17 protein-coding genes and 1 pseudogene are annotated in these 22,083 nt (G+C 73.4%); 14 read left to right on the top strand and 4 right to left on the bottom strand.

Annotated features, from left to right (window positions below; all coding sequences use genetic code 11):
* Positions 1 to 382: 382 nt before the first annotated feature.
* The 5 genes from C3V41_RS06580 to C3V41_RS06560 all read left to right on the top strand — a co-directional run bounded on the left by C3V41_RS06580 (position 383) and on the right by C3V41_RS06560 (position 8,279).
* On the top strand, positions 383 to 1,444 hold the full coding sequence (locus C3V41_RS06580; RefSeq protein WP_106109599.1) for a tRNA pseudouridine synthase A: 1,062 nt from the start codon (positions 383 to 385) through the stop codon (positions 1,442 to 1,444).
* A gap of 409 nt (positions 1,445 to 1,853) precedes the next feature.
* The gene (rplM, locus tag C3V41_RS06575; protein ID WP_106109598.1) at positions 1,854 to 2,297 is read left to right on the top strand and encodes a 50S ribosomal protein L13; all 444 of its coding nucleotides are present in this window, start codon (positions 1,854 to 1,856) and stop codon (positions 2,295 to 2,297) included.
* Positions 2,298 to 2,338: 41 nt separating this feature from the next.
* Positions 2,339 to 2,833 carry a 30S ribosomal protein S9 gene (gene rpsI / locus C3V41_RS06570; RefSeq protein WP_106109597.1) on the top strand — a complete coding sequence of 165 codons (495 nt, stop codon included), beginning with the start codon at positions 2,339 to 2,341 and terminating at the stop codon, positions 2,831 to 2,833.
* Positions 2,834 to 3,418: 585 nt separating this feature from the next.
* Entirely contained in the window at positions 3,419 to 4,783 is a 1,365-nt protein-coding gene (glmM, locus tag C3V41_RS06565; protein WP_106109596.1) for a phosphoglucosamine mutase, read from the top strand.
* A 127-nt stretch (positions 4,784 to 4,910) separates the two neighbouring features.
* Positions 4,911 to 8,279, top strand: a complete 3,369-nt coding sequence (locus C3V41_RS06560; protein ID WP_106109595.1) for an ATP-binding protein — start codon at positions 4,911 to 4,913, stop codon at positions 8,277 to 8,279.
* A gap of 357 nt (positions 8,280 to 8,636) precedes the next feature.
* Here C3V41_RS06560 and C3V41_RS06555 read toward each other — a convergent pair whose 3' ends face one another.
* The gene (locus C3V41_RS06555) at positions 8,637 to 9,470 is read right to left on the bottom strand and encodes an ABC transporter permease (protein WP_106109594.1); all 834 of its coding nucleotides are present in this window, start codon (positions 9,468 to 9,470) and stop codon (positions 8,637 to 8,639) included.
* Complete coding sequence (locus C3V41_RS06550) at positions 9,467 to 10,600, bottom strand: ATP-binding cassette domain-containing protein (RefSeq protein WP_106109593.1); 1,134 nt, start codon at positions 10,598 to 10,600, stop codon at positions 9,467 to 9,469. Before C3V41_RS06550 ends, C3V41_RS06555 begins: the two co-directional genes overlap by 4 nt.
* Positions 10,601 to 10,787: 187 nt before the next feature.
* Between C3V41_RS06550 and C3V41_RS06545 the strand changes: the two genes are divergently transcribed.
* Complete coding sequence (locus C3V41_RS06545) at positions 10,788 to 11,474, top strand: hypothetical protein (RefSeq protein WP_129591496.1); 687 nt, start codon at positions 10,788 to 10,790, stop codon at positions 11,472 to 11,474.
* A 366-nt stretch (positions 11,475 to 11,840) separates the two neighbouring features.
* Positions 11,841 to 12,104 carry a PLDc N-terminal domain-containing protein gene (locus tag C3V41_RS06540; protein ID WP_106109591.1) on the top strand — a complete coding sequence of 88 codons (264 nt, stop codon included), beginning with the start codon at positions 11,841 to 11,843 and terminating at the stop codon, positions 12,102 to 12,104.
* 403 nt (positions 12,105 to 12,507) lie between these two features.
* Here the strand turns inward: C3V41_RS06540 and coaA are convergent, their stop codons facing one another.
* Positions 12,508 to 13,443 carry a type I pantothenate kinase gene (gene coaA / locus C3V41_RS06535; protein ID WP_254423727.1) on the bottom strand — a complete coding sequence of 312 codons (936 nt, stop codon included), beginning with the start codon at positions 13,441 to 13,443 and terminating at the stop codon, positions 12,508 to 12,510.
* A 287-nt stretch (positions 13,444 to 13,730) separates the two neighbouring features.
* Here coaA and glmS point away from each other — a divergent pair, with 287 nt between their 5' ends.
* Complete coding sequence (gene glmS, locus C3V41_RS06530) at positions 13,731 to 15,707, top strand: glutamine--fructose-6-phosphate transaminase (isomerizing) (protein ID WP_106109590.1); 1,977 nt, start codon at positions 13,731 to 13,733, stop codon at positions 15,705 to 15,707.
* 95 nt (positions 15,708 to 15,802) lie between these two features.
* Here the strand turns inward: glmS and C3V41_RS06525 are convergent, their stop codons facing one another.
* Positions 15,803 to 16,186, bottom strand: coding sequence for a holo-ACP synthase (locus tag C3V41_RS06525; RefSeq protein ID WP_106110719.1), 384 nt, complete (start codon positions 16,184 to 16,186; stop codon positions 15,803 to 15,805).
* A gap of 201 nt (positions 16,187 to 16,387) precedes the next feature.
* Here C3V41_RS06525 and C3V41_RS06520 point away from each other — a divergent pair.
* From C3V41_RS06520 to rimI, 6 genes and pseudogenes are all read left to right on the top strand, one after another.
* A pseudogene (locus C3V41_RS06520) lies at positions 16,388 to 17,257 on the top strand (ADP-dependent NAD(P)H-hydrate dehydratase); the annotation flags it as partial.
* 364 nt (positions 17,258 to 17,621) lie between these two features.
* Positions 17,622 to 19,013, top strand: coding sequence for an alanine racemase (gene alr / locus C3V41_RS06515; protein WP_254423711.1), 1,392 nt, complete (start codon positions 17,622 to 17,624; stop codon positions 19,011 to 19,013).
* Positions 19,010 to 19,537, top strand: a complete 528-nt coding sequence (tsaE, locus tag C3V41_RS06510; protein WP_106109589.1) for a tRNA (adenosine(37)-N6)-threonylcarbamoyltransferase complex ATPase subunit type 1 TsaE — start codon at positions 19,010 to 19,012, stop codon at positions 19,535 to 19,537. The genes alr and tsaE overlap by 4 nt, the downstream gene beginning before the upstream one ends.
* Positions 19,538 to 19,668: 131 nt before the next feature.
* Positions 19,669 to 20,442, top strand: a complete 774-nt coding sequence (locus tag C3V41_RS06505; protein WP_106109588.1) for a hypothetical protein — start codon at positions 19,669 to 19,671, stop codon at positions 20,440 to 20,442.
* A gap of 9 nt (positions 20,443 to 20,451) precedes the next feature.
* On the top strand, positions 20,452 to 21,219 hold the full coding sequence (tsaB, locus tag C3V41_RS06500; protein WP_106109587.1) for a tRNA (adenosine(37)-N6)-threonylcarbamoyltransferase complex dimerization subunit type 1 TsaB: 768 nt from the start codon (positions 20,452 to 20,454) through the stop codon (positions 21,217 to 21,219).
* Positions 21,216 to 22,019 (top strand): ribosomal protein S18-alanine N-acetyltransferase, encoded by an 804-nt coding sequence (gene rimI / locus C3V41_RS14375; RefSeq protein ID WP_368033292.1) that lies wholly within the window; start codon positions 21,216 to 21,218, stop codon positions 22,017 to 22,019. The genes tsaB and rimI overlap by 4 nt, the downstream gene beginning before the upstream one ends.
* Positions 22,020 to 22,083: the final 64 nt, after the last annotated feature.

Raw genomic sequence — 22,083 nt, 5'->3', positions numbered from 1 at the left:
GGAGCCTGGAGGCGACCTTCGTGCGTCCGCGGCGGGCGGGGCGCGTTCCCCAATAGCTGACAGGTGCTGGAGGGGCTGCTCGGGGTACCTGTGGCGGGTCCTGACGCAAACCTAGGTTGATTATTCGATTTATCACATTATCTCTCTACCGTCTGTCGCTGCGGATCCCTAGCGTCTGTCGCAATCTGAGGATCAGAACGGAGGGCACTGCTGGACGCGCCAGGACCTAGGCCCGTGACCTGCGTGGACATTAGGTGTACAGAGGCTGGGGCGGGGTGGGTCCGGTTCTGATCCTCAGATTGCGTCAAAATCCGGGACGGTCTCACCGAGGTCGTGCATAACCCTCCTGACCCCGCCTCAGGACGGGTGGGAGGATGTGCTCATGCCTCGTCTCCGCCTCGACCTCGCCTACGACGGCACCGCCTTCAACGGCTGGGCCGCCCAGCCCGGCCTGCGCACCGTCGAGGGGGTCCTGACCAGCGCCCTTGCCACTATCCTGCGCCAGGACGTATGCCTGACCGTGGCGGGGCGCACCGACGCCGGTGTCCACGCCGCCCACCAGGTGGCCCACCTCGACGTGGACGAGGAGGCCTGGGGGCGCCTGCCCGGCCGCTCCCGCCGCGCACCCCAGGCGGCGCTGCTGACCCGACTGGCCGGGGTCCTGGCCCGTGAGGCCCAGGCCAGTGCTGGCGGGCACGGGCTCGGTGCGGTCCCCCGGGGGGCCAGCGACGTCGTCGTCAGCGCCGCCGCCGTGGTCCCGGACGCCTTCGACGCCCGTTTCTCCGCCCTGTCCCGCCGCTACACCTACCGGGTGGCCGACGCCCTGGCCTCCCGTGACCCCGCCCGCCGCGCCACCGTCCTGTGGGTCCCCGGCCGCCTGGACGTAGGCGCCATGGCCGACTCCGCCGCACCCCTGCTCGGGGAGCACGACTTCCTGTCCTACTGCAGGCCCCGACAGGGCGCCACCACCGTGCGCACCCTGCGGTCCCTGACCTGGCGGCGGGTGGAGCAGGGGGCCGACGCCGGACTGGTCACCCTGGAGGTCGAGGCCGACGCCTTCTGCCACTCCATGGTCCGTTCCCTGGTCGGGGCCGCCCTGGCCGTGGGGCAGGGGCGCAAGGGGTCCGACTGGCCCGGCACGCTCCTGGTCGCTCGCTCACGTCGGACGGCGGCCCCGGTCGCGCCACCCCACGGGCTGACCCTGGAGGAGGTCACCTACCCGGCCGACGCTGAGCTCGCCGTCCAGGCCGAGCGGGCGCGCGTCCTGCGGGCGCTGCCTGGGGAGGGTGCCGGAGTGGACGGCGCCAGCGCCGGGACGGAGGGTGCCGGTATGGCCGGGACGAGCGGCGCTGGGACGGATGGTTCCGGGGCCGGGACGAGCGGCGCCGGAGCGGGTGGTCGGACGTCTGCCGGGCTGCCTGCCACCGGGTGCGGCTGCGACTAGAGGAGGCCTCAGGCCGTGTGGGTGACGTGTAGGGGGGCGGGTGCACCTGCTCACCCAGGGCCGTACCTTCGGGAGCGTGGGTGACGTGTAGGGGAGGGCGGTGCTCACATCACTGGGCCCCGGGCCGTACGGGCGGGACGTGTGGGGCCTTCTCCGGCCCCGACTCGGGGCGGTACCTGAGTGTTACGATTCACGCCAGCCGGTCGGCCGGACCTTTTGACCCCCTGTCCGGCGCGCCGGTATGGTGGGGAACCGTCGTGCAGCACACGAGTGCGTCTGCGGTGCCGTCCCACTCGCCCCGGATCGCCTGTGCTCCGACCACTCACCTGACCATGGTGGTCTCGCGGAACAGTGACGCTTCTACGCCGTTTCGCGCGCCCACACGCCAAGAGAAACGAAGGCAACGCCCGTGCGCACGTACACACCGAAGCCCGGCGACGTCGAGAAGAACTGGTATGTCATTGACGCCACCGACGTCGTCCTGGGCCGCCTGGCCGCTCAGGCCGCGATCCTGCTCCGTGGGAAGCACAAGCCCCAGTTCGCCCCCAACGAGGACTGCGGGGACTACGTCGTCATTATCAACGCCGACAAGGTCGTCCTGACCCACGGCAAGGCGGACAAGAAGTTCGCCTACCGCCACTCCGGCTACCCCGGCGGCCTCACCGCCACCTCCTACCGCGAGCTGCTGGCCACCCGCCCCCGGTTCGTCGTGGAGAAGGCCATCAAGGGCATGGTGCCCCACACCAAGCTTGGTCGTGCCCAGCTGAAGAAGCTCAAGGTCTACGTCGGCGGCGAGCACCCGCACGCCTCGCAGAACCCCCAGCCCTTCGAGATCACCCAGGTCGCCCAGTAAGCGCGCAGCGCTCGGCACCACGCTCAAGCAAAGGACCAACAGTGTCTGATAACACCGTCGACATTGACGCGCTGGACGAGGAGAACGCCCCCTCCAGCTACACCACTGAGACAGAGGACTCCACCCCTGGCCGCGGTCAGTCCGTCACCGCCCCCGGCGCCGGCCTGGGCCGCCGCAAGGAGGCCGTCGCGCGCGTCCGCCTGCTGCCCGGCACCGGTCAGTGGACCCTCAACGGCCGCACCCTGGAGGACTACTTCCCCAACAAGCTGCACCAGCAGCTCGTGCGCGCCCCCTTCACCATCCTGGACCTTGAGGGCCGCTTCGACGTCGTGGCCCGCATCCACGGCGGTGGCGTGTCCGGCCAGGCCGGCGCCCTGCGCCTGGGCATTGCCCGCGCCCTGAACGAGATCGACCGCGAGGCCAACCGCCCGGCCCTGAAGAAGGCCGGTTTCCTCAGCCGCGACGCCCGCGTCGTGGAGCGCAAGAAGGCCGGCCTGCACAAGGCCCGCCGCGCCCCCCAGTACTCCAAGCGCTGACCGGGCCTACCGGGTGCGACGTGCCTCGGTACGCGATGGCCCACGCTGGCGACCGCTCCCAGGAGTGGTCGCCAGCGTCGTCTTGAGGCTGGGGCCTGTGTGCGCTCCGGCCCAGGCCCGCGCCCGCCCGCCTGACTGCTCCGGCACCTGCCTGCCCGTCCCGGCACCTACCGCCTGCCCACGTGACTACTTCGGCACCTGCCCGCCCGTCTGGCTGTGCCTGCTCGCCCGCCCCAGCACCCGCCTGATTGTTCTGGCCCAGCGCCTGCCTGCCCGCTTGACTGCTCCGGCCCAGACCCGTGGGGCGGGGCAGCGGGGTGTGCGGCCCCGTTCTCACGAGCAATAAGTACCGTTCTCGCGGCGAACAAGTACCGTTCTCACGGCGAACAAGTACCGTTCTCGCGGCGAACAAGTACCGTTCTCACGGCGAACAAGTACCGTTCTCGCGAGCAATAAGTACCGTTCTCACGGCGAACAAGTACCGTTCTCGCGGGTGGGCGGGTGGCGGGCCATGGGAGTGTGAGGGGAGCGCGCACGGGGGTGACGTGGGAGGATGGGGGCGTTTCCTACCAAGGAGGACTACCCATGACACGTCTTTTCGGCACTGATGGTGTGCGCGGCCTGGCCAACGACCTGCTCACCCCTGACCTCGCCCTGCACCTGGGGCAGGCGGCCGCCCGGGTCCTGGCCACCACCGACTCGACCCACGCGCGCCACTCCGGGCACCTGCGTCCCCGCGCCGTCGTCGGGCGTGACACCCGTGCGTCCGGGGAGTTCCTGGACCACGCCATTAGCGCCGGCCTGGCTGCCGCCGGCATGGACGTCACCCGCGTGGGCGTCCTGCCCACCCCCGCCATCGCCCACCTCACCGCCAGCCAGGACGTGGACCTGGGCGTGGTCATCTCCGCCTCCCACAACCCCTTCCCCGACAACGGCATCAAGTTCTTCGCCCGGGGCGGCTACAAGCTGGAGGACGCCGTCGAGGACCAGATCGAGGCGGCCCTGTCCGCCGAGCTGCCCCACCCCACCGGCGCCGCCGTCGGGCGTGTCATCAAGGGTGAGACGGTGGCCGACCAGGCCTACATCAGCCACCTCGTGGACTCCGTGGGGACCGACATCTCCGGCCTGCGCATTGTGGTGGACGCCGCCAACGGGGCCGCCAGCGTCGTCGGGCCGGCCGCCCTGCGCGCCGCGGGCGCCGAGGTCATTGCCATGAACGCCTCCCCAGACGGCCTCAATATCAACGCCGACTGCGGCTCAACCCACCCCGAGCAGCTCCAGAACTACGTCACCGCCGTGGGCGCGGACATGGGTGTGGCCTACGACGGCGACGCCGACCGCTGCCTGGCCGTGGACGCCCAGGGCAACCTGGTGGACGGCGACCAGATTATGGGCCTGCTCGCCGTGGGCATGAAGGAGGACGGCACCCTGGCCTCCGACACCCTGGTGGTGACCGTCATGAGCAACCTCGGCCTGCTCCTGGCCATGCGTGAGCGCGGGATCCGCGTCGTCCAGACCGGGGTGGGGGACCGCTACGTGCTGGAGAAGATGCTCTCCGGGGGGTACACCCTGGGTGGTGAGCAGTCCGGCCACGTCATCGACACCATCCACGCCACCACCGGTGACGGCATCCTCACCTCCATGCGCGTGGCCGCCCGCATGAAGCGCTCAGGCAGGTCCCTGGCCGACCTGGCCAGCATCGTCACCCGCCTGCCCCAGACGCTCATTAACGTCCGCGGCGTGGACAAGACCGCCGTCACCACCAACGACGCCGTCCAGCAGGCCGTTGCCGAGGCCGAGCACCACCTGGGGGAGTCCGGCCGGGTCCTCCTGCGCTCCAGCGGCACCGAGCCCCTGGTGCGCGTTATGGTCGAGGCCGCCACCCAGGACGAGGCCGACACTGTGGCCCAGGGACTGGCCGACGTCGTCAGGTCCAACCTCGCCCTGTGAGGTCCGCGCCCCGGGCGCACCGGGGTCGGGTCGCCTACCTGAGGCGAATGCAAAACCAGCGCATCCGTGCCCCGGGCGCACAGGGGTCGGGTGGGCCGGGTGGGGTCGGAGGGGGCAGAATGCTCCCGTGACGCCCTCCTACCCCCTGTCCCTGCTGAGTGACGGGGCGACGTGGCGCGGCCGGGCGCTCAGCGGCCGGACGCTGGACCTCCTCGCCGCCCTGGCCGGCTGCGAGGGCGCCCGGATGGGCGACGACGCGATCGTCGGGGCCCTGTGGCCCGCGGATCCCCCGGCGCACCCGCTGCGGGCCCTGCACGTCGTCGTCTCCCGGGCGCGTGCGGCCGTGGGGGAGGACGTGGTCGAGCGCGTCGGTGACGGCTACCGGCTGGCGCTGGCGACGTCGGACGTCGACGCCCGGGACCTAGCGGCCCGGGCGGCCCGGGCCCGTGCCTGCGCCGCCACCGGCCAGTGGGACCAGGTCCTGGAGCTGACCGACGACCTGCCCGGGACGGACGCGGACGTGTCGGCGGGGACAGGGCCGGCGGGGACAGGGCCGGCGGGTGGTGGGGCCCGGCGTCCCGGCCCCCTGGCCCGGCTCCGAGAGCGTGCCGCCGCACACGCCGAGGCCGCTGGGCGGCAGCGGGCCCTCGCCCTGGAGGCCGTCGGTGAGTACGAGCAGGCCGTGCCCCTGCTACGGGCCGCGGCGGAGCGTGAGCCTGACGACGAGACCGTCCTGGCCGCCCTCGTACGTGCCCAGGCCTGGGCACGCTCGCCCGCGGTGGCCCTGAGGACCTACGAGGACTACCGCCTGCGCCTGCGTGAGCAGGGGGCGGTGCCGGGCCCGGTGGCGCGCGCCGCGCACGAGGTGGCGCTGGCCGCGGAGAACCCCGTGCGCCGGGGCCTGGAGCCGGTCCCCGAGCACTTCCTGGGGCGCCAGGACGACGTGGCGGCCGTCGGCAAGGCCCTGGGCACCCATCGGCTGGTCACCGTCACCGGGCCGGGCGGTGTGGGCAAGACCACACTGGCCCAGGCGGTGGCGGCCCGCAGCCGGCGTCCCGCCGTGTACGTCGCCGCCCTGGCCGACGTCGCCCCCGGGGCCGACCTGGTGCGGGTCCTGCTCGACGCCCTGGGGAGCCCGCCGGTGGCCGACGCCGAGGCGCGCGCCTCCCTGGGTGCCGTCCTGGCCGCGCCCGGCACGCTCCTCGTCCTGGACAACTGCGAGCACCTGGCGGGGGACGTGGCCGACCTCATTGGTCCCCTCCTGGCCACCTGCGCGGACCTGCGGGTGCTGGCCACCTCACGCCGCCAGCTGGACCTGGGCGCCGAGCACGTCTACCGCCTGGAGCCCCTGGATCCCGCCTCCAGTGACAGCCTCTTCCGGGCCCGCGCCCTGGCCGCCCGGCCCGGCCAGGTGATTGACGGGGCGGACCTCGAGGAGCTCCTGGGCCGCCTGGAGGGCATCCCCCTGGCCATTGAACTGGCGGCCGCCCGGACCCGCACCCTGTCCGTGGGCCAGATCGCCGCCCGGCTGCCCGCCCGGCCCGACCTGCTGACGGGCGCGCGCGACGCCCCGGCCCGCCAGCGCACCCTGAGAGCCGTTATCGCCTGGTCCTGGGACCTGCTCGACGACTCCGAGCGCCGCGGCCTGGCGAGCCTGGCGCTGCTGCCCGACGGCTTCACCCTCACCGCCGCCGAGGCCCTCATCGGCCCCGAGGCCGCCGACGTCCTCGACGCCCTGGCGGGCCACTGCCTGCTCAACGTGCGCGACCGCGGCGGCGTCCCCCGCTTCCACATGCTCGTCACCGTCAGGGACTTCGCCCTGGCCCGGCTGGCCGGCTCCGGCGGGGAGGAGGCCGCCCGGGAGCGCCTGCGTAACTGGGTGCTCGAGGTGTGCTCCGAGGTCCGCCTGCCCCTGGGCCGGCACAGCTTCGGCGACGTCGGCAGCCCGCAGGCCGAGCGGCAGAACCGCGTCTTCCAGCAGCTGGTCGACGACGAGGCGGTCGTGGTCCAGGAGCTCGACCGCGTGCTGCAGCAGGTGACGGCCGGCGGACCCGGCCAGGACGGCGGCTCGGACGCCGCCTGCACCATTGGGGCCGCCCTCATGAGGCTGTGGAGCGTCACCTGGAGCTACGACCGCGCGGCCGACTACGCGCCGCGCCTGGTCGCACTGGCCGTGCGGCCGGCCCGGAGCACCCGCGGCAACGAGGCCCGGCTCAGCCTCCTGGCCCTGTGCGCCAGCCTCTCAGGGCTGCTCGGCCCCCTGCCCGAGCAGGTCGGCGAGGGCCTGCCCCGCTCCCTCGACGGCGAGGATCCGTCCATGGCGCGCATCCGGCGCTTCCTGCGCGCCCCGGCCCGCCAGTGGCCGGAGCTGGTCCACGACGCCGACCCGTGGGTGGCCTGCATCGCGGGACGCTGCCTGGCCGCACAGCTGGAGAACGAGGGCGCACCCGAGGCCGCTTTGGAGGTCGTCGAGAACCTGCTGGACCGGCTGCGGGGAGCGGACCTGGCGGGGATCTACCTGCTCGAGCTGAGCACCAGCCGGCTCCAGGTGCTCATGACACTGGGACGCTACGAGCAGGTGGCCGACGAGTGCGCCCGGGCGCTGGAGCTGGTGGACCGCCTGCTGCCAGCCTGGGGAGCCTCCTACCGGGAGGCGCTGCAGCTGGACAGGGCCTACTGCCAGGTCTACCTCACCCCTGAGGAGGATCTGGTCACCGGCCTCCTGGCTGCGACGGACTTCAGCACGCTGCCCGGAACACTGCGCTTTGTGGCCCGCTCCGTCAGCGGCGAGCTGGAGCTGGTTCGAGGGCGCACCCGCGAGGCCGCCCTCATCCAGCGCGCGAGCCTGGGCTACGCCGGCAGGTGGCGCACCGTCATGGGCGCGGGGTCTCCGTGGGAGCTCTACATCCTGGGCATGTGCCTGGTCACCGACGTCGAGCTCGAGGCGGCCGAGGCGGCCGAGCTGGACGCCGGGGGCGTCCGCGCCCGGGCCGTGCCCCTTCTGCGCGACATGCTGGCCGACCCCGCCCCCCGGCAGCGCGACGTGCCTGCCGTCATGGCCTTCGCGGCGGCCGTGGGGCTGTCGGTCATGGCCGCCGTCGGGCAGGAGGAGGCCCGGGGTGCAGGCCGGGAGGAGGCTCGGGGTGCTGGCCAGGAGACAGGCCGGGAGGCGGGTCAGGACGCGGGTCCGGTGGGCCGGGACGGGGGTCCCGTGGCGGCACCGAAGGCGCCCATGAGGGGCACGGGTCCGGTGGGCCCGACGGGTCGGGATGCGGATCGTAGGGCTGCTGGTGCCGAGCTGGTGGCTACCGCCCTGGCCGTGGGCACCAATCAGACCTGCCGCCTGCTCTCCCACGACTACCTGCGCACCCGCGCCCACGTGCTGGACGACCGGGCAATGGCCGTGGCCGAGGAGCGGGTTCGGCACCTGGACCACGCCCGGCTGCTCGCCCACGCGGCCGGCCTCGCCCGCCGTCTGGCGGACGAGGCCGGGTGAGCGGGGCAGGATTGCAGATGCCCCGCGCGGTGGGGCCTCTTGCGGTACTGCTCGGTACTGCTTGAAGAACAGTAGCTCGTGGATACCCCGCGCGGGGGCCGCTGCGCCGAGACTTCGGCCCTGCGCCGCCTGGAGCAGGATGACCCGCGCGGGGCCGCCCGTCGCCTGGGCGCACTGGCCGCCGGGCAGGCTCCGGACGCCCCGCCGCTGTGTCGAGGCCGGGTCCGGGTGCCTGGCCGCCGCCCGTTCTCACGACGAACAAGTACCGTTCTCGCGACGAATAAGTACCGTTCTCGCGACGAATAAGTACCGTTCTCGCGACGAATAAGTACCGTTCTCACGGGGGATGGGGCGGTATTAGGCGTTGCGCCGCTGGTAGCGGGCGATTGTCCACGGGGCCATGACGGCCAGGACCAGGAATGAGCCGATAATGGCCGAGCGCACGTCGGCCGCCGAGCCCGTCCCGTCCAGCAGGTAGCGGCAGCCGCCCACAATGTGCGAGACCGGGTTGTTGCGGGTGAAGGCCTTGAGCCAGCCCGGCAGCGTCGAGGTGGGCACCATGGCGTTGGACAGGAAGGTCAGGGGGAACAGGACGATCACCGCGAAGGAGGTGACCGCCTGGGATGAGGAGAAGAGCGTCCCCAGGAACAGGAACCCCCAGGCGATGGCCCAGGCGCAGCCGCCGGCCAGGACGACGGCGCCGGCGGCTCCCGACCAGCCGTTGACCGGGCGGTAGCCCATGACCGCGCCGGTGGCGATCGTCAGCGAGGTGCAGATGAGGTAGCGCAGCACGTCGGCCACCATGGGGCCCAGAACCGGGGCGATGCGCGACATGGGCATGGTGCGGAAGCGGTCGAAGACCCCCTTGTCCATGTCCTCGCGCAGGTCCACGCCCACGCTCTGGCTGGTGGTGAGCGCGTTGATGATCACCAGGCCGGAGACGATCGTGGGCAGGTAGGCCTTGACGTCCCCGGCGATGGCGCCGCCGAAGAGCTGACCGAACATGACGGTGAAGAGCACGGGCTGGATGAGGATGTCGTAGAACTCGCCCGGGTTGCGCACCATCGTAATGAGCGAGCGCCAGGCCATGGAGACGGTGTCCGGAATCAGGCGCGCCTCGCTGAAGCGGGAGGCGGTGGGGGAGAAGACGGTTGCGGCTGCGGTCGTGCTGCTGGAGGCGGTGGAGGTCATGACTGCTCCTGGTTCTGTGAGGGGCGGGCGGAGGGGCGGTGGGAGGCGACTGGGCTGATTGAGCTGGCCGGGGCGGTTGCGGCTGCATCCGGGCCAGGCGCCGACGTCGCCTTGCGGGCTGTCGCACGGGCCGGGTCCTCTCGCCCGGAGTGACCCTGAGGCTTACCGGTCAGGGCCATAAAGACCGCGTCCATGCTGGGGCGGTCCACCGAGACCGTCCTGGGTGGCAGACCGGCGTCGCGCAGGGCCACGAGCACCTCGGTGGCTACGGACGCCTCGCTCAGGGGCGCCTGGAGGTGGGTGCCCTGGTCGACGACGGCGGGCGCGTGACCGGTCACCCGCTCGATGATCGTGGCGGTGGCTGCCTGGTCGCCGGGCGTGGCCGGGGTCAGGATGAGGGCGCTGGAGCCCACCCGGTCCTTGAGCTCGTCGGGGGTCCCCTCGGCCACCAGGCGGCCGTGGTCGATAATGCCGATCTGGTGGGCCAGGCGGTCGGCCTCCTCCAGGTACTGCGTAGTCAGCAGGATCGTGGAGCCGCCGTCCACCAGGGAGCGGATGACGTCCCACATCTGCTCGCGGGTGCGCGGGTCCAGCCCGGTGGTGGGCTCGTCGAGGAAGACCAGCGGGGGCGTGGCGATGAGCGAGACGGCCAGGTCCAGCCGACGCCGCATGCCACCGGAGTAGCCGCTCACCCGCTTCCCGCCGGCCTGCGTCAGGCTGAAGGAGGCCAGGAGCTCGTCGGCCCGCTCGCGGGCCTGGCGCCGGCTCAGGCCCAGCAGCCGGCCGAAGAGGCGGAGGTTCTCGACCCCGGTGAGCATCTCGTCGACGCTCGCGTACTGGCCCGTCACCCCGATGAGGCTGCGTACGGCGTGGCGCTCGGCCACGACGTCGTGCCCCAGGACCCGGGCGGTGCCGCGGGTGGGCGCCAGCAGGGTGGTGATCATACGCAGCGTGGTGGACTTGCCGGCGCCGTTGGGGCCCAGCAGGCCGTAGACGATGCCGGTGCGGACCGTCAGGTCCAGGGAGTCGACGGCGGTGAAGCTGCCGAAGGTGCGGGTCAGGCCCCTGGTCTCAATCGCGGGTGGCTGCGCGGAGGACTCGGAGGGCCGTGAAGGTGCTGATGACTTCATGTGCGTCACGGTAGACCCGCGCGGTTTCACAGCACCTTCAAGCAGCTTTCACGCATGGGCGCTGCCGGGTGGTCGGGACTTTTGGGCTGGTGCTCCAGCCACGGTGCCCGGCGCCGGGTGGGGCGTTGGACCGGGCGCGGTCCCGGCGGGCCTGCCGGTAAGGACGTTCCCCGTCTAGGCTGGGACTGTGAGCACCAAGGAGCCCTCAAAAGAGGATATGGCTGGCGTCCCGGCCCCAGATGCTGCGGTTCCGGATACCCCGGCCCTGGAGGCCCGGGGTGCCCTGGCCCCGGACGGGCAGACCGCGGAGGCCCCGGGTGCTATGGCCCCGGACGGGCAGACCGCGGCGGACCAGGCCCCGGAGGCCCCGGTCTCGGATACCCCGGCCCCGGAGCTGACGGCCGCCGAGGCCAGGTGGGTCGCGCTCATGCGCCGTACTATGCCTGAGGAGCTGCGCCCCATGCTGCTGGCGCCCGACTGGTACCAGGGTATGGAGGAGGCCGAGCCCCAGGGGCGCTGCATGGCCTGGTACGACCTGGTGGCGGACCGTTACGTGCTGCTCACCGTGGGCGCCTTCTACGACGGGGAACAGACCGTCGTGGGCTCCATGCACTGCCAGTGCATGTACCTGCAGCCTGATGACAGGTGCTGCCCTAGTCAGAGGTTCCAGGGGTCCCTTGAGGAGCAGGTCGCCCGCGCCCGCGACTGGCTGCTCTGGATGGCCCACAGGCCCGTGGACCGCAGGGAGTGGGGCGGTGTGACCACGGAGTACCGGTTCGCCGACGACGGCGTCGGTATCTCGGTCTCCGGCTGCAATGCCCTCCGGCGCCTCCCGCCCCGGCAGGTGGTCAGGGTCCCCACCCGCGTTCTGTGAGCGGGTAGAGGATGCCAATTGGGCCCTATCAATTTGAAGAGTCTAAGAAGTAAACCGGTGGGGCTGTCAGGACGGCGGCGCTGAACCCGGTCCCAGACCAGGCAATAAACGTGTTCGTTTATAGCGAGATTGTCCTGACCTGCCTGTTCTTGAGGCAAGAGGCCCGAACCAGGTTTTGCTGACGTTGTGTAACGTTATTCGCCTCCGGGAAGCTGCAGGTCAGAGGCTTTTCGGGGGTGTCGTGACAAAGTCGTTAGAAAAACGAGGGCATTGAGGTCCGCCAGCCGCCCCCGTCAATGGGTGACGATGACGAGGGTGGAGTGCTACCATTAATATTGTCATAACGTGTTGTTGGGTAAGGACAAGATGATGCAGGAACCCACGACGATCGTGTACAGCCCCCAGCACGTCATTGTGCTGGTCATTGTCCTGGTGCTGACCGTGGTCGCGCTGGTCCAGGTGTGGCGCCAGAACAACACTATGCCAACTGCCGGGAAGGTCGTCTGGACCGCTGTCATTATCATTCTGGTGGGGGTCGGGCCGGTCGCGTGGTACTGCTGGCGGCTGGGAGACAGGTTGCTGAACAGCAAGATCCTGAAGAGGCCCCGGAGCCGTCGGTCAGGGTCGTGAGCGCCCAGGTGCCGGTACAGCCGCGTCCAGGACGTGCGGCTGCGTGGTGACTCGCTCCCGGGGTGAGGATCCGGGGTAAGGACCCGGAGCTCCGCCTCGGGGGCGAGCCTCTGGGGCGCCGTCGCTCTACCTCATGCCTTGCGCAGCAGGGCTGGTGCGTGCTGTCCTTGACCCGGACCGGAGTGGTGCACTCCCGCGTCGCGGCGGTGCCTGGGCCGCGGGCAGGGCAGCGTGGAGTGCCCCCGCGTCGGGCGGTGCTCTCCCACGGGTTGCACGAGTTCTTGCAGAGGCGTGGACGTCCTCCGTTCTCACGGCAAACAAGTACCGTTCTCACGAGCAATAAGTACCGTTCTCGCGGCGAATAAGTACCGTTCTCGCGATGGTGGGCCTGGGCGGGGGCGCCTCACGCCTTGCGCAGCAGGACCCGGCTCATGTGGTGCGTGCTGTCCTTGACCAGGACCAGGGTGGCGCGCTCCCGCGTCGGGGCGATGTTCTCCCGCAGGTTGGCCAGGTTGACGCTCTCCCAGATCCCCCGGGCGGCGTCCACCGCGATGTCGTCGGGGATCTGGGCGAAGCGCCGGAAGTAGGAGTCGGGGCGGGTGAAGGCCGTGTGCTTCAGGGTCAGGAACCGCTCCAGGTACCAGCGCTCAATGTCCCGGCTGCGGGCGTCCACGTAGATGGAGAAGTCAATGAAGTCCGACACCGCCAGGCTGCTGGGCGCGGGACCCCACGGCCCGGAGGGGCGCAGGCGCGGGGCCGGCTGGAGGACGTTGAGCCCCTCCAGGACCAGCACGTCAGGGCGCTCCACCACCGTACGCGCCCCGGGGACCACGTCGTAGGTGGTGTGGGAGTACACCGGCGCCTCCACCCGGGGCGCCCCCGACTTCACCGCCGCCACGAACTCCAGCAGCGCCCGCCGGTCGTAGGACTCGGGGAAGCCCTTGCGCCCCGTCAGGCCCCGCCGCTCCAGGACCGCGTTGGGCAGCAGGAAGCCGTCGGTGGTCACCAGGTCCACCCGCGGCGTGGTCGGGAAGCGCGCCAGCAGGTGGGCCAGGAGGCGGGCGGTGGTGGACTTGCCCACCGCCACGCTGCCCGCCACCGCCACCACGAAGGGGGTGGCGGGTTCGCTGACCCCCAGGAAGTCGGCGGTGCGCCGGGCGCGCTCGCGGGTGGCGGAGATGTAGTTCTCCAGCAGCGCGGACAGGGGCCGGTAGACGGCGTCCACCTCCGCCAGGTCAATGGGGTCGCCCAGGCCGCGCAGCTTCTCCACGTCCGCCTGCGTCAGGGGCAGGGGCGTGGTGGAGGCCAGGGCGGACCACTGCTCACGCCCCAGCTCCAGGTAGGGTGAGGCGCTGACCTCGGGCGCGGTACCGGGCTGGCCGGGTGAGGCGCTGCCGACGCCGGGCGCACCCAGGGTGCCGATCTGGCCGGGCGCGGCCGGGCGGGCGTCGGCGTCGGGCACCAGGGAGGTGGGCGATGCCGGGACCGGGGACGGGATGCTCACTGGTCAAGTGTGACGCATTGTCAGGTCGATCTCGCACCAGGTGTCAGGGTGCCGACGGGAATCACACGAACCACCGGTGCGACCGGTTGTGCGGGCCCTGGCGGCGTGCTTCCATCGGGACCATGTGTGGAATTGTTGGACACGTGGGTCCCCTGGATCCCTCGAACCGGAGCCTGACCGTCCTCATGGACGGACTGGGGCGCCTGGAGTACCGCGGCTACGACTCGGCCGGGGTCGCGCTGCTCACCGGTACCGACCCGGTCGAGGGGGTCACCCTGGTCAAGGTCGCCGGCAAGCTCGCGGGCCTGCGCGCCGCCCTGGACGCCGACCCGCCCGCCCCCGCCACGGCCGGCATCGGGCACACCCGCTGGGCCACCCACGGCGGCCCTACCGCCGTCAACGCCCACCCCCACCGCGCCGGGCGGCTGGCAGTGGTCCACAACGGCATTATCGAGAACTTCCGCACCCTGCGCACCGAGGTCGAGGCCGCGGGCCGGGTGCTGCTGTCCGACACCGACACCGAGGTCGTCGCCCACCTCCTGGACCTGGACTACACCGCCCGCCTGGCCGCCGCCGGGCTCCTGGGCCCGGTCCCCTCCGCGGACGGTGCCCCTGCCCCCTCCGCGGCCGGTCCCGATGCCCCGGCCCCCGTCGCCACCGGCCACCGGGCCGCAATGCTCCTGGTGGAGTCCGTGCGCGCCGTCGCCGCCCGCCTGGAGGGCACCTTCGCCCTCCTGGTCCTGACCCCCGACGCCCCCGGCACCATCGTGGCCGCCCGCCGCTCCAGCCCCCTGGTCATCGGCCTGGGCGAGGGGGAGAACTTCCTGGGCTCCGACGTCGCCGCCTTCGTGGCCTTCACCTCCCGGGCCGCCGAGGTGGACGACGACCAGGTCGCGCTGCTGACCGCCGACGAGGTCCGCGTGTGGGACCAGGCCGGCAACCTCGTCGAACCCACCACCTGGGAGGTGGCCTGGGACGCCTCGGCGGCCGTCAAGGGCGGCTACGAGACCTTTATGGACAAGGAAATCCACGAGCAGCCCACCGCCGTGGCCGACACCCTGCGCGGGCGGGCGGGCGCGGGAGGCGAGCTGGAGCTCGACGAGATGCGCATTGAGCCCTCCGTGCTGCGATCCGTGGACAAGATCATCGTGGTGGCCTGCGGGACCGCCGCCTACGCCGGGCACGTGGCCAAGTACGCCATCGAGCACTGGTGCCGCATCCCCGTCGAGATCGAGCTGGCCCACGAGTTCCGCTACCGCGACCCCGTGGTCAGCGAGAAGACCCTGACCGTGGCCATCTCCCAGTCCGGGGAGACCATGGACACCATCCAGGCCGTGCGCCACGCCCGCGAGCAGGGCTCCAAGGTCCTGGCCATCGTCAACACCTACGGCTCCACCATCGCCCGCGAGGCCGACGCCGTGCTCTACACCCACGCCGGGCCCGAGGTGGCGGTGGCCTCCACCAAGGCCTTCCTGGCCCAGATCACCGCCTGCTACCTGCTGGGGCTCTACCTGGCCCGGCTGCGCGGCAACAAGTTCCCCGACGAGGTCGCCGACTACCTGGAGAACCTGGGGCGGATGCCCGAGCGGATCCAGCGGCTCCTGGACACCCAGGAGGAGGAGGTCAAGGCCCTGGGGGCGGCCCTGTGCGACCAGGCCTCCTTCCTGTTCCTGGGCCGCCACGTGGGCTTCCCGGTGGCCCTGGAGGGGGCGCTCAAGCTCAAGGAGCTCGCCTACGTCCACGCCGAGGGCTTCGCCGCCGGGGAGCTCAAGCACGGGCCCATCGCCCTGGTGGAGGACGGGCTGCCGGTGTTCATTATCGTGCCCACCCCGCGCCGCCCCGAGCTCCACGGCAAGGTGCTCTCCAACATCCAGGAGGTCCGCGCCCGGGGGGCCCGGGCCATTGTCATCGCCGAGGAGGGCGACCACGCCGTGGAGGCCGTCGCCGACACCATTATCCGGGTGCCGGACACCCCGACCCTCATGCGCCCCCTGGTGGACGTGGTCCCCCTGCAGGTCTTCGCCGCCGCCCTGGCGCGGGCCAAGGGCCTGGACATCGACCAGCCGCGTAACCTGGCCAAGTCCGTCACCGTGGAGTAGGCCCGGCCGTCCCTGCTCTAAGGGCGGGGTGGAGCCCGGGGGCGAGGGCACGCCAGCGGGGTCGACGGCATCGGCACCTGCTCGGCCTGCTCGGCTTACTCGGCCACGACAAAGGCCAGGGCTATACCGGCGTCGTGCGCCAGGGAGAGGTGCCAGGTGCGGACCCCCGCGTCACGGGCGGCCTCCTGCAGCGGCCCGTGCAGCCGCAGGCGCGGTGGGCTGCCCCGGCCGGCGACCACCTCGACGTCCCGGTAACGCCACCCGGTCGGCGGCGGTGCGCCACAGGCCTCCAGGGCTGCTCCCAGGGCCTTGAGCACCGCCTCCTTGGCGGCCAGGCGCGCTGCCAGGGACTCCGTCCTGCCCGCGCAGGCCTGTCGCTCGGCGGGGGTGAAGAGGCGCTCACCCAGGCGGCCCACCCGGGCCAGGTAGCCCCGCAGGCGGGCCACCTCCACCACGTCGGTCCCGATTGCGCGCGTCACGTCACCAGTGTCCCCGCCGCCCGCGCGGGTGGCAATGCAGGTTGGCCACTACTTCACCAGCGGCACCGTCCGTCCCTGCCGCCCCGGGCGCACCCGGGGCACGACGGCCTGCGCGGCCTGACCGCCTACGGACGGTGGGCGGGTGACAATGTGCGGGTGACTGACACCCTTCCCGCGCCCCGCCGCTTCACCTACCTGCGTGTCCCCGGGTCGCACGACCACAAGTACACCCGCGGTGTCCTCAGTGTCTGGGCGGGCAGCGAGACCTACCCCGGGGCCGCGGTCCTGACCTGTGCCGCCGCCGTGCGCACCGGTGCGGGCATGGTCCGGCTCATGGCCCCGCGCCGGGTGCAGGACCTGGTGCTGGCCGCCCGGCCCGAGGTGGTCCCCGCCACCGGGCGCTGCCAGGCGCTGGTGGTGGGGCCGGGCACCGACCCCGCCGACGAGCCCCGGATGAGGGAGCTGCGTGACGTCCTGCGCCAGCTGGTGCGTACCCCGCTGCCGGTGAACGCGGTCGACGCCTCCCTGGGCGGTGGCCCCGGGGCCGAGCCCGTGGGAGACGAGTCGGTGGGAGGCGTGCCCGTGGGAGACGAGCCCGGAGGCGTACCCGACGCCGGGGAGGACGTCGTCTCCCCGCACGCCCCCGGGGCCACGGCACGGCGCGGGGCGGGCCCGCTCGACCCCGTCCCGCAGGGCGTCCTGCCCGCCGTCGTGGACGCCGGCGCCCTGAGCCTCTTGCCGGGGCTGCTGGAGGGCGGCACCCGGCTGACCCACACCACCGTCCTGACCCCCCACGCCGGGGAGGCCGCCGACCTGCTGAGCGGGCTCGGACGCCCCACGGAGCGCGCCCAGGTCGAGGCCGCCCAGGAGGACGCCGCCCGCCGCCTGGCGATCCGCACCGGTGCCACCGTCCTGCTCAAGGGGGCCCGCTGCGTCATCGCCACCCCCCGCGACACGCCGCCCAGGTCCCGGCGCCCGAGCCGGTTGTGGACGGCCGGGCCGGGTCCGGCCTGGCTCGCCACGGCCGGCAGCGGCGACGTCCTGGCCGGGATCCTCGGGGCGGTGCTGGCCGGGGCACAGGCGGACACCGAGGGCGGGACCCTGCCGCCCCCCTCCGCCGGGGGGCTGACCACCGCGGTCCAGATGCCCCTGCCGCGGGTGCGCGGCGCGGTGGGGCTGGCCGTGCGCCTCCACCGGCTGGCGGCCCAGGCGGCCTCGGGCACCGTGGGGGCCGAGGCCGCCTCGGGGGTGGCGTCGTCCGTCTCACAGGCCCCCGGCCCCGGGCACGCCGTGGCCGCCATGGACCTGGCATGTGAGCTGCCTGGCATTATCGAGGACCTGTACCGGGCCGAGGGGCCTCTGCTGCTGGCCAACGAGGAGGAGAGGTGGCTCGCCCTGGGTGGGGTTACCGGTACGCAGTGAGAGAATCGGCGTCGTGACCTCCTCGACCGCGATACCAGCCTCTACCTCCCGGGCCGTCGTCGACCTCGACGCCGTGGCCGCCAACGCCAGGGTCCTGGCACGAGCCGCCGGCACGCCCTGGCTCGCGGTGGTCAAGGCCGACGCCTACGGCCACGGGCTGGGGCCCGTCGCCTTGGCCTGCCTGGGTGCGGGCGCCACCTGGCTCGGTGTGGCCCAGCTCTCCGAGGCGCTGCGCCTGCGCGAGCTGCTGGACCAGGCGGGCGTCCCGCGTCCCGACGCCGGCAGGTCCGCTCCCACCTCCCGGGCACCCCGCCTCCTGACCTGGATCCTGCCGGTGCTCAGCCCCGACCAGGCCGCCGCCCCCGGCTCCCCCCTGCGGGTCGCCCTGGCCGCCGGTATCGACGTCTCCGTCTCCACCCCGGCCGGGCTCGACGCCGTGTCCGCCGCCGCCCGGGCCGAGGGCGGGGCGGCGCGCGTCCACCTCAAGGCGGACACGGGCATGTCCCGGGCCGGGGCCGTCGCCGCGGACCTGCCTGCCCTGGCCGGTGCCGCCCGGACGGCCCAGGACGCCGGGGACGTGGTGGTCGTCGGCCTGTGGAGCCACCTCTCGCGCGCCGACGAGCCCGCCTGCGGCTCCACACAGACGCACCTGCGCCGCCTGGAGGCCGCTGAGCGGGTCCTGGCCGACGCCGGGCTGGAGGTGGACGTGCGCCACCTGGCGGCCACGGCGGGCCTGCTGTGGCACCCGGCGGCCCGCCTGGACCTGGTGCGCGCCGGGATCGGCCTGTACGGGCTGTCCCCGGACCCCGCCGTCGCCACCTCCGCCGACCTGGGGCTGCGTCCGGCCATGCGCCTGGAGGCGCCCCTGGTCCAGGTCAAGCGCGTCCCGGCGGGCCAGGCCGTCTCCTACGGCGGGACCTGGACCGCCCCCACCGACCGGTGGCTGGGGCTGGTCCCCCTGGGCTACGCCGACGGCGTCCCGCGCGCGGCCTCGGGCACCGGGCCGGTGACGGTCCTGACCGCCTCCGGCCCCTACCGCACCCGTGTGGTGGGGCGGGTGTGCATGGACCAGCTGGTCATTGACCTCGGCCCCGCCTGGGGAGTCCCGGACGCTGCCACCGGCACCGCCCGGGACGGGGCCGCTGCTCAGAACGACGCCGACGCCGCCCACCAGGGAGCCGCCCGGGGAGCCGCTAGCCTCCCCACCCGCCGGGCCCCTGCGGCCGCGGGCGACACCGCGGTCCTGTGGGGGGACCCGGCGACCACGCCCGGCGTCCCCACCGCCGACGACTGGGCGCGGGCCTGCGGCACCATTAACTACGAGATCGTCACCCGCCTGGGCCCCCACGTGCCGCGGGTCTACGTCGGCGGGCCCCGCCCCGGCCACCCCCAGGAGCAGGTATGAGCAACCAGATCACCCTGACCACTACCGGCCCTGACGCCACCCGGGCCCTGGGGGCGCGGCTCGCCGGCCTCCTGCGGGCCGGGGACCTCGTCATGCTCTCGGGCGGCCTGGGCGCGGGCAAGACCACCCTGGCCCAGGGGGTCGGCGAGGCCCTGGGCGTGCGCGGGCGGGTGACCTCCCCGACCTTCGTGATCGCCCGGGTCCACCCCGCCCTGGGCGGTGGGCCCGACCTCGTCCACGTGGACGCCTACCGTCTGAGCAGCCTGGAGGAGGTGGACGCCCTGGACCTGGACTCCTCCATGGAGGAGTGCGTGACCCTGGTCGAGTGGGGCCAGGACAAGGTGGAGGGCCTGGCCGCCTCCCGCCTGGAGGTGCTGGTCAGCCGCCCCCACGGCGGGCTGGGGTCCGGTGACGGCTCGCCGGTGACGGACCTGGCCGGGGTCGATGACGGGCGCCGCACCATGACCGTCCGCGCCGTGGGCCCGCGCTGGCAGGGCGTGGACCTGACCGTCCTGGCCGGCTGAGGGCCGCCGTGGCTGCCCGACGCCGTCGCCCGCGACCCACGTCCCGCCCTCCCGCCCGGGTGCCGAGAGGCCGGTGGCGGGCTTCTCCAGGACCCGGTCGCCTCCTGCCGGGTGCGACGCTGCTCCTGCTCGTGCTGGGCCTCCCCGCCCTGCCGGTGGCCTGTCCCACCGTCCAGGCCCTGCCCGCGACCTGCCAGCCCCTGGAGACCACGGGCAGGGCGGGGACCTGGGTCAGGTCCTCCGGTGAGTCCTACCTGCGCTCCCAGGGGCTGACCGGCGTCCTGGTCGTCCACCCCGCCCTGCCGGTGTGCGCCTGGGCGGACGGCTTCCGCGACGGTACGGACCCTCAGGCGGCACTGGTGCCTACGTCCCTGTGGGTCAGCGCGGTCGAGGAGGGCGGGCAGCCCGCCGGGGCGGTCCTGCTCGACGTGGACCAGGAGGTCACGGCCACCTGGGTACCTGACACCCTCCTGGCCACCGCCGTCCTGACGGGGGCCGGGGCGGAGACCGACGCCGGGGCGGGGGAGCAGTCCACCGCCCGTCCCACCACCGGGGCCGAGGGGCCCGCCATCGTCCGGGACGACGACGGCGCCTGGTTCGCGGTGTCGGAGGGCACCGTGACGGCCATGGACGCCCTGGCCCACGACCGCCTGGCCGGGCCTGTCAGCCTGGAGACCTACTCGGCGGTCCTGGCCAAGACCGCCCAGGCCTCCGCGCGGGCCGACCCCGCCCCCCGCGGCGGTGGCCCGAGCTGGCAGGCCTGGCTGACCGCCGGGGTGGTCCTGGGGCTGGGGGCCCTGGCCGTGGTCGGCATTATCCTGCGTGAGCGACGTCGTACCGCCGTCCTGCTGGGCCACGGCGCCACCGGGCCCGGCCCGGCCTCGGAGGCGTCCCAGCAGGGCTAGGCTGGGGGCGTGCGCATCCTGTCGATTGACTCCTCCCGGGGGACCCGGCTCCTCCTCGTGCAGGCCACTGTGGCCGACGACGGCGCGAAGGGGGCTGGCCCGGGCCTCCCGGCCGCCGGGGCCCGGGTGCGGCTGGAGATCCTGGTGGCGGAGGAGCAGGACGACCCCCGCCGCCACGCCGAGTCCCTGGGGCCCATGCTCCGGCAGGCCCTGGGCGACCCCGGCAGCCCCGCCGCCCGCCTGGACGCCGTCGTGGCCGCTACCGGGCCCGCGCCGTTCACCGGCCTGCGCGCCGGGCTGGTCACGGCGCGCGTGGTCTGCCGGGCCCGGGGCGTCCCCCTGTACGGGATCCCGAGCCTGGACGCCGTCGCCCGCACCGCCCTGGACGAGGCGGACGCCCAGGGGGCCCAGGCGGGTACCACCGTCCTGGTCCTGACCGACGCGCGCCGCAAGGAGGTCTACGCCGCCACCTACCGCGCCCGGGGGGCCGACGACGTCGAGCGCCTCAGCGACCTGCATGTGCTGCCCCCCGAGCAGGCCCTGTCCCTGGCGGACGGCCACGACCACCTGGTCCTGGCCGGCTCGGGGGCGGTGCTCTACCCGTCCCTGGCCCACCGGCTCGGCGTCCCTGTCCACGCCCCGGTCTCCGGGGACGCGGCCAGCCAGGTCCGTCTGGCCCTGGCCCGGGTGGGGCGGGGGGAGGAACTGGGCAGCGAGCCCCTCTACCTGCGCCACGCGGACGTCCACGTGCCCGGCACCGCCCGTCGCGCCCGGTGAGCACCCCGTCCGGCCCCGACGGCGTCACCCTGGAGGACATGACCGAGGCGGACCTGCCCGTCGTGGCGCGCCTGGAGGCCAGCCTGTTCGGGGCGGAGGCCTGGAGCCAGGACCTCCTGGCCGGTGAGCTGGCGGCCGCCTCAGGCGGGGACCGCCGCTACGTCGTGGCCCGCGGGCCCTGCCCCGTCCCGGGGCTGACGTCCTGGCCGGGATCCCCACCAGGCCCCTGCCCCGTCCCGGGGCCAGCCAGTACGGGGCTGTCCGTCCCGGGGCCAGCCAGCGACCCCTCGCAGACGGGATCTGCCGGGACAGGCGGGTCACGGGCGCTGGCGCCAGCCAGCCCCCTGGCTACGGACCCCGCCGACCCCCCGCTCGCAGCTCCCACCGGCCCCCCGGCTACGGGCCCCGCCAGCCCCCTGGCCGCGGGCCCCAAACCGGGGGAGCGGGAAGACGCGCGGGGCGCGGCAGGAGCGGGGAGCCGGATCCTGGGCTACGCCGGCATGTGGGTGGGTGACGGTGCTGGCGACGCCGACCTGCTGACCATTGCCACCATCCCGCAGGCCCGACGTCGCAAGGTGGCCTCCCGCCTGCTGACTGAGCTCATGGATACGGCGCGGCGGGCGGGCTGCCGGGCCGTGCTGCTGGAGGTACGGGCCTCCAACGCCGCCGCCCAGAGCCTCTACGCCGCCCACGGCTTCACCCGTATCGGGCTGCGGCGACGCTACTACCAGACGCCCCAGGAGGACGCCGTCGTTATGCGGGCCCTGCTGCGCCCTGCTCCCGCCCCGGTGGGCTCCTAGCCGTGCCCCCGCACCGGCCCCTTGGATTTGTCTGACGTCCTCCTTGCCAAAAGTACCGCCCCAG

The sequence above is a fragment of the Actinomyces sp. oral taxon 897 genome, assembly GCF_002999235.1.
Classification (GTDB): domain Bacteria; phylum Actinomycetota; class Actinomycetes; order Actinomycetales; family Actinomycetaceae; genus Actinomyces.
Note: the sequence above shows the minus strand (reverse complement) of the source record. Positions and strands in the feature narration are given on the sequence as shown.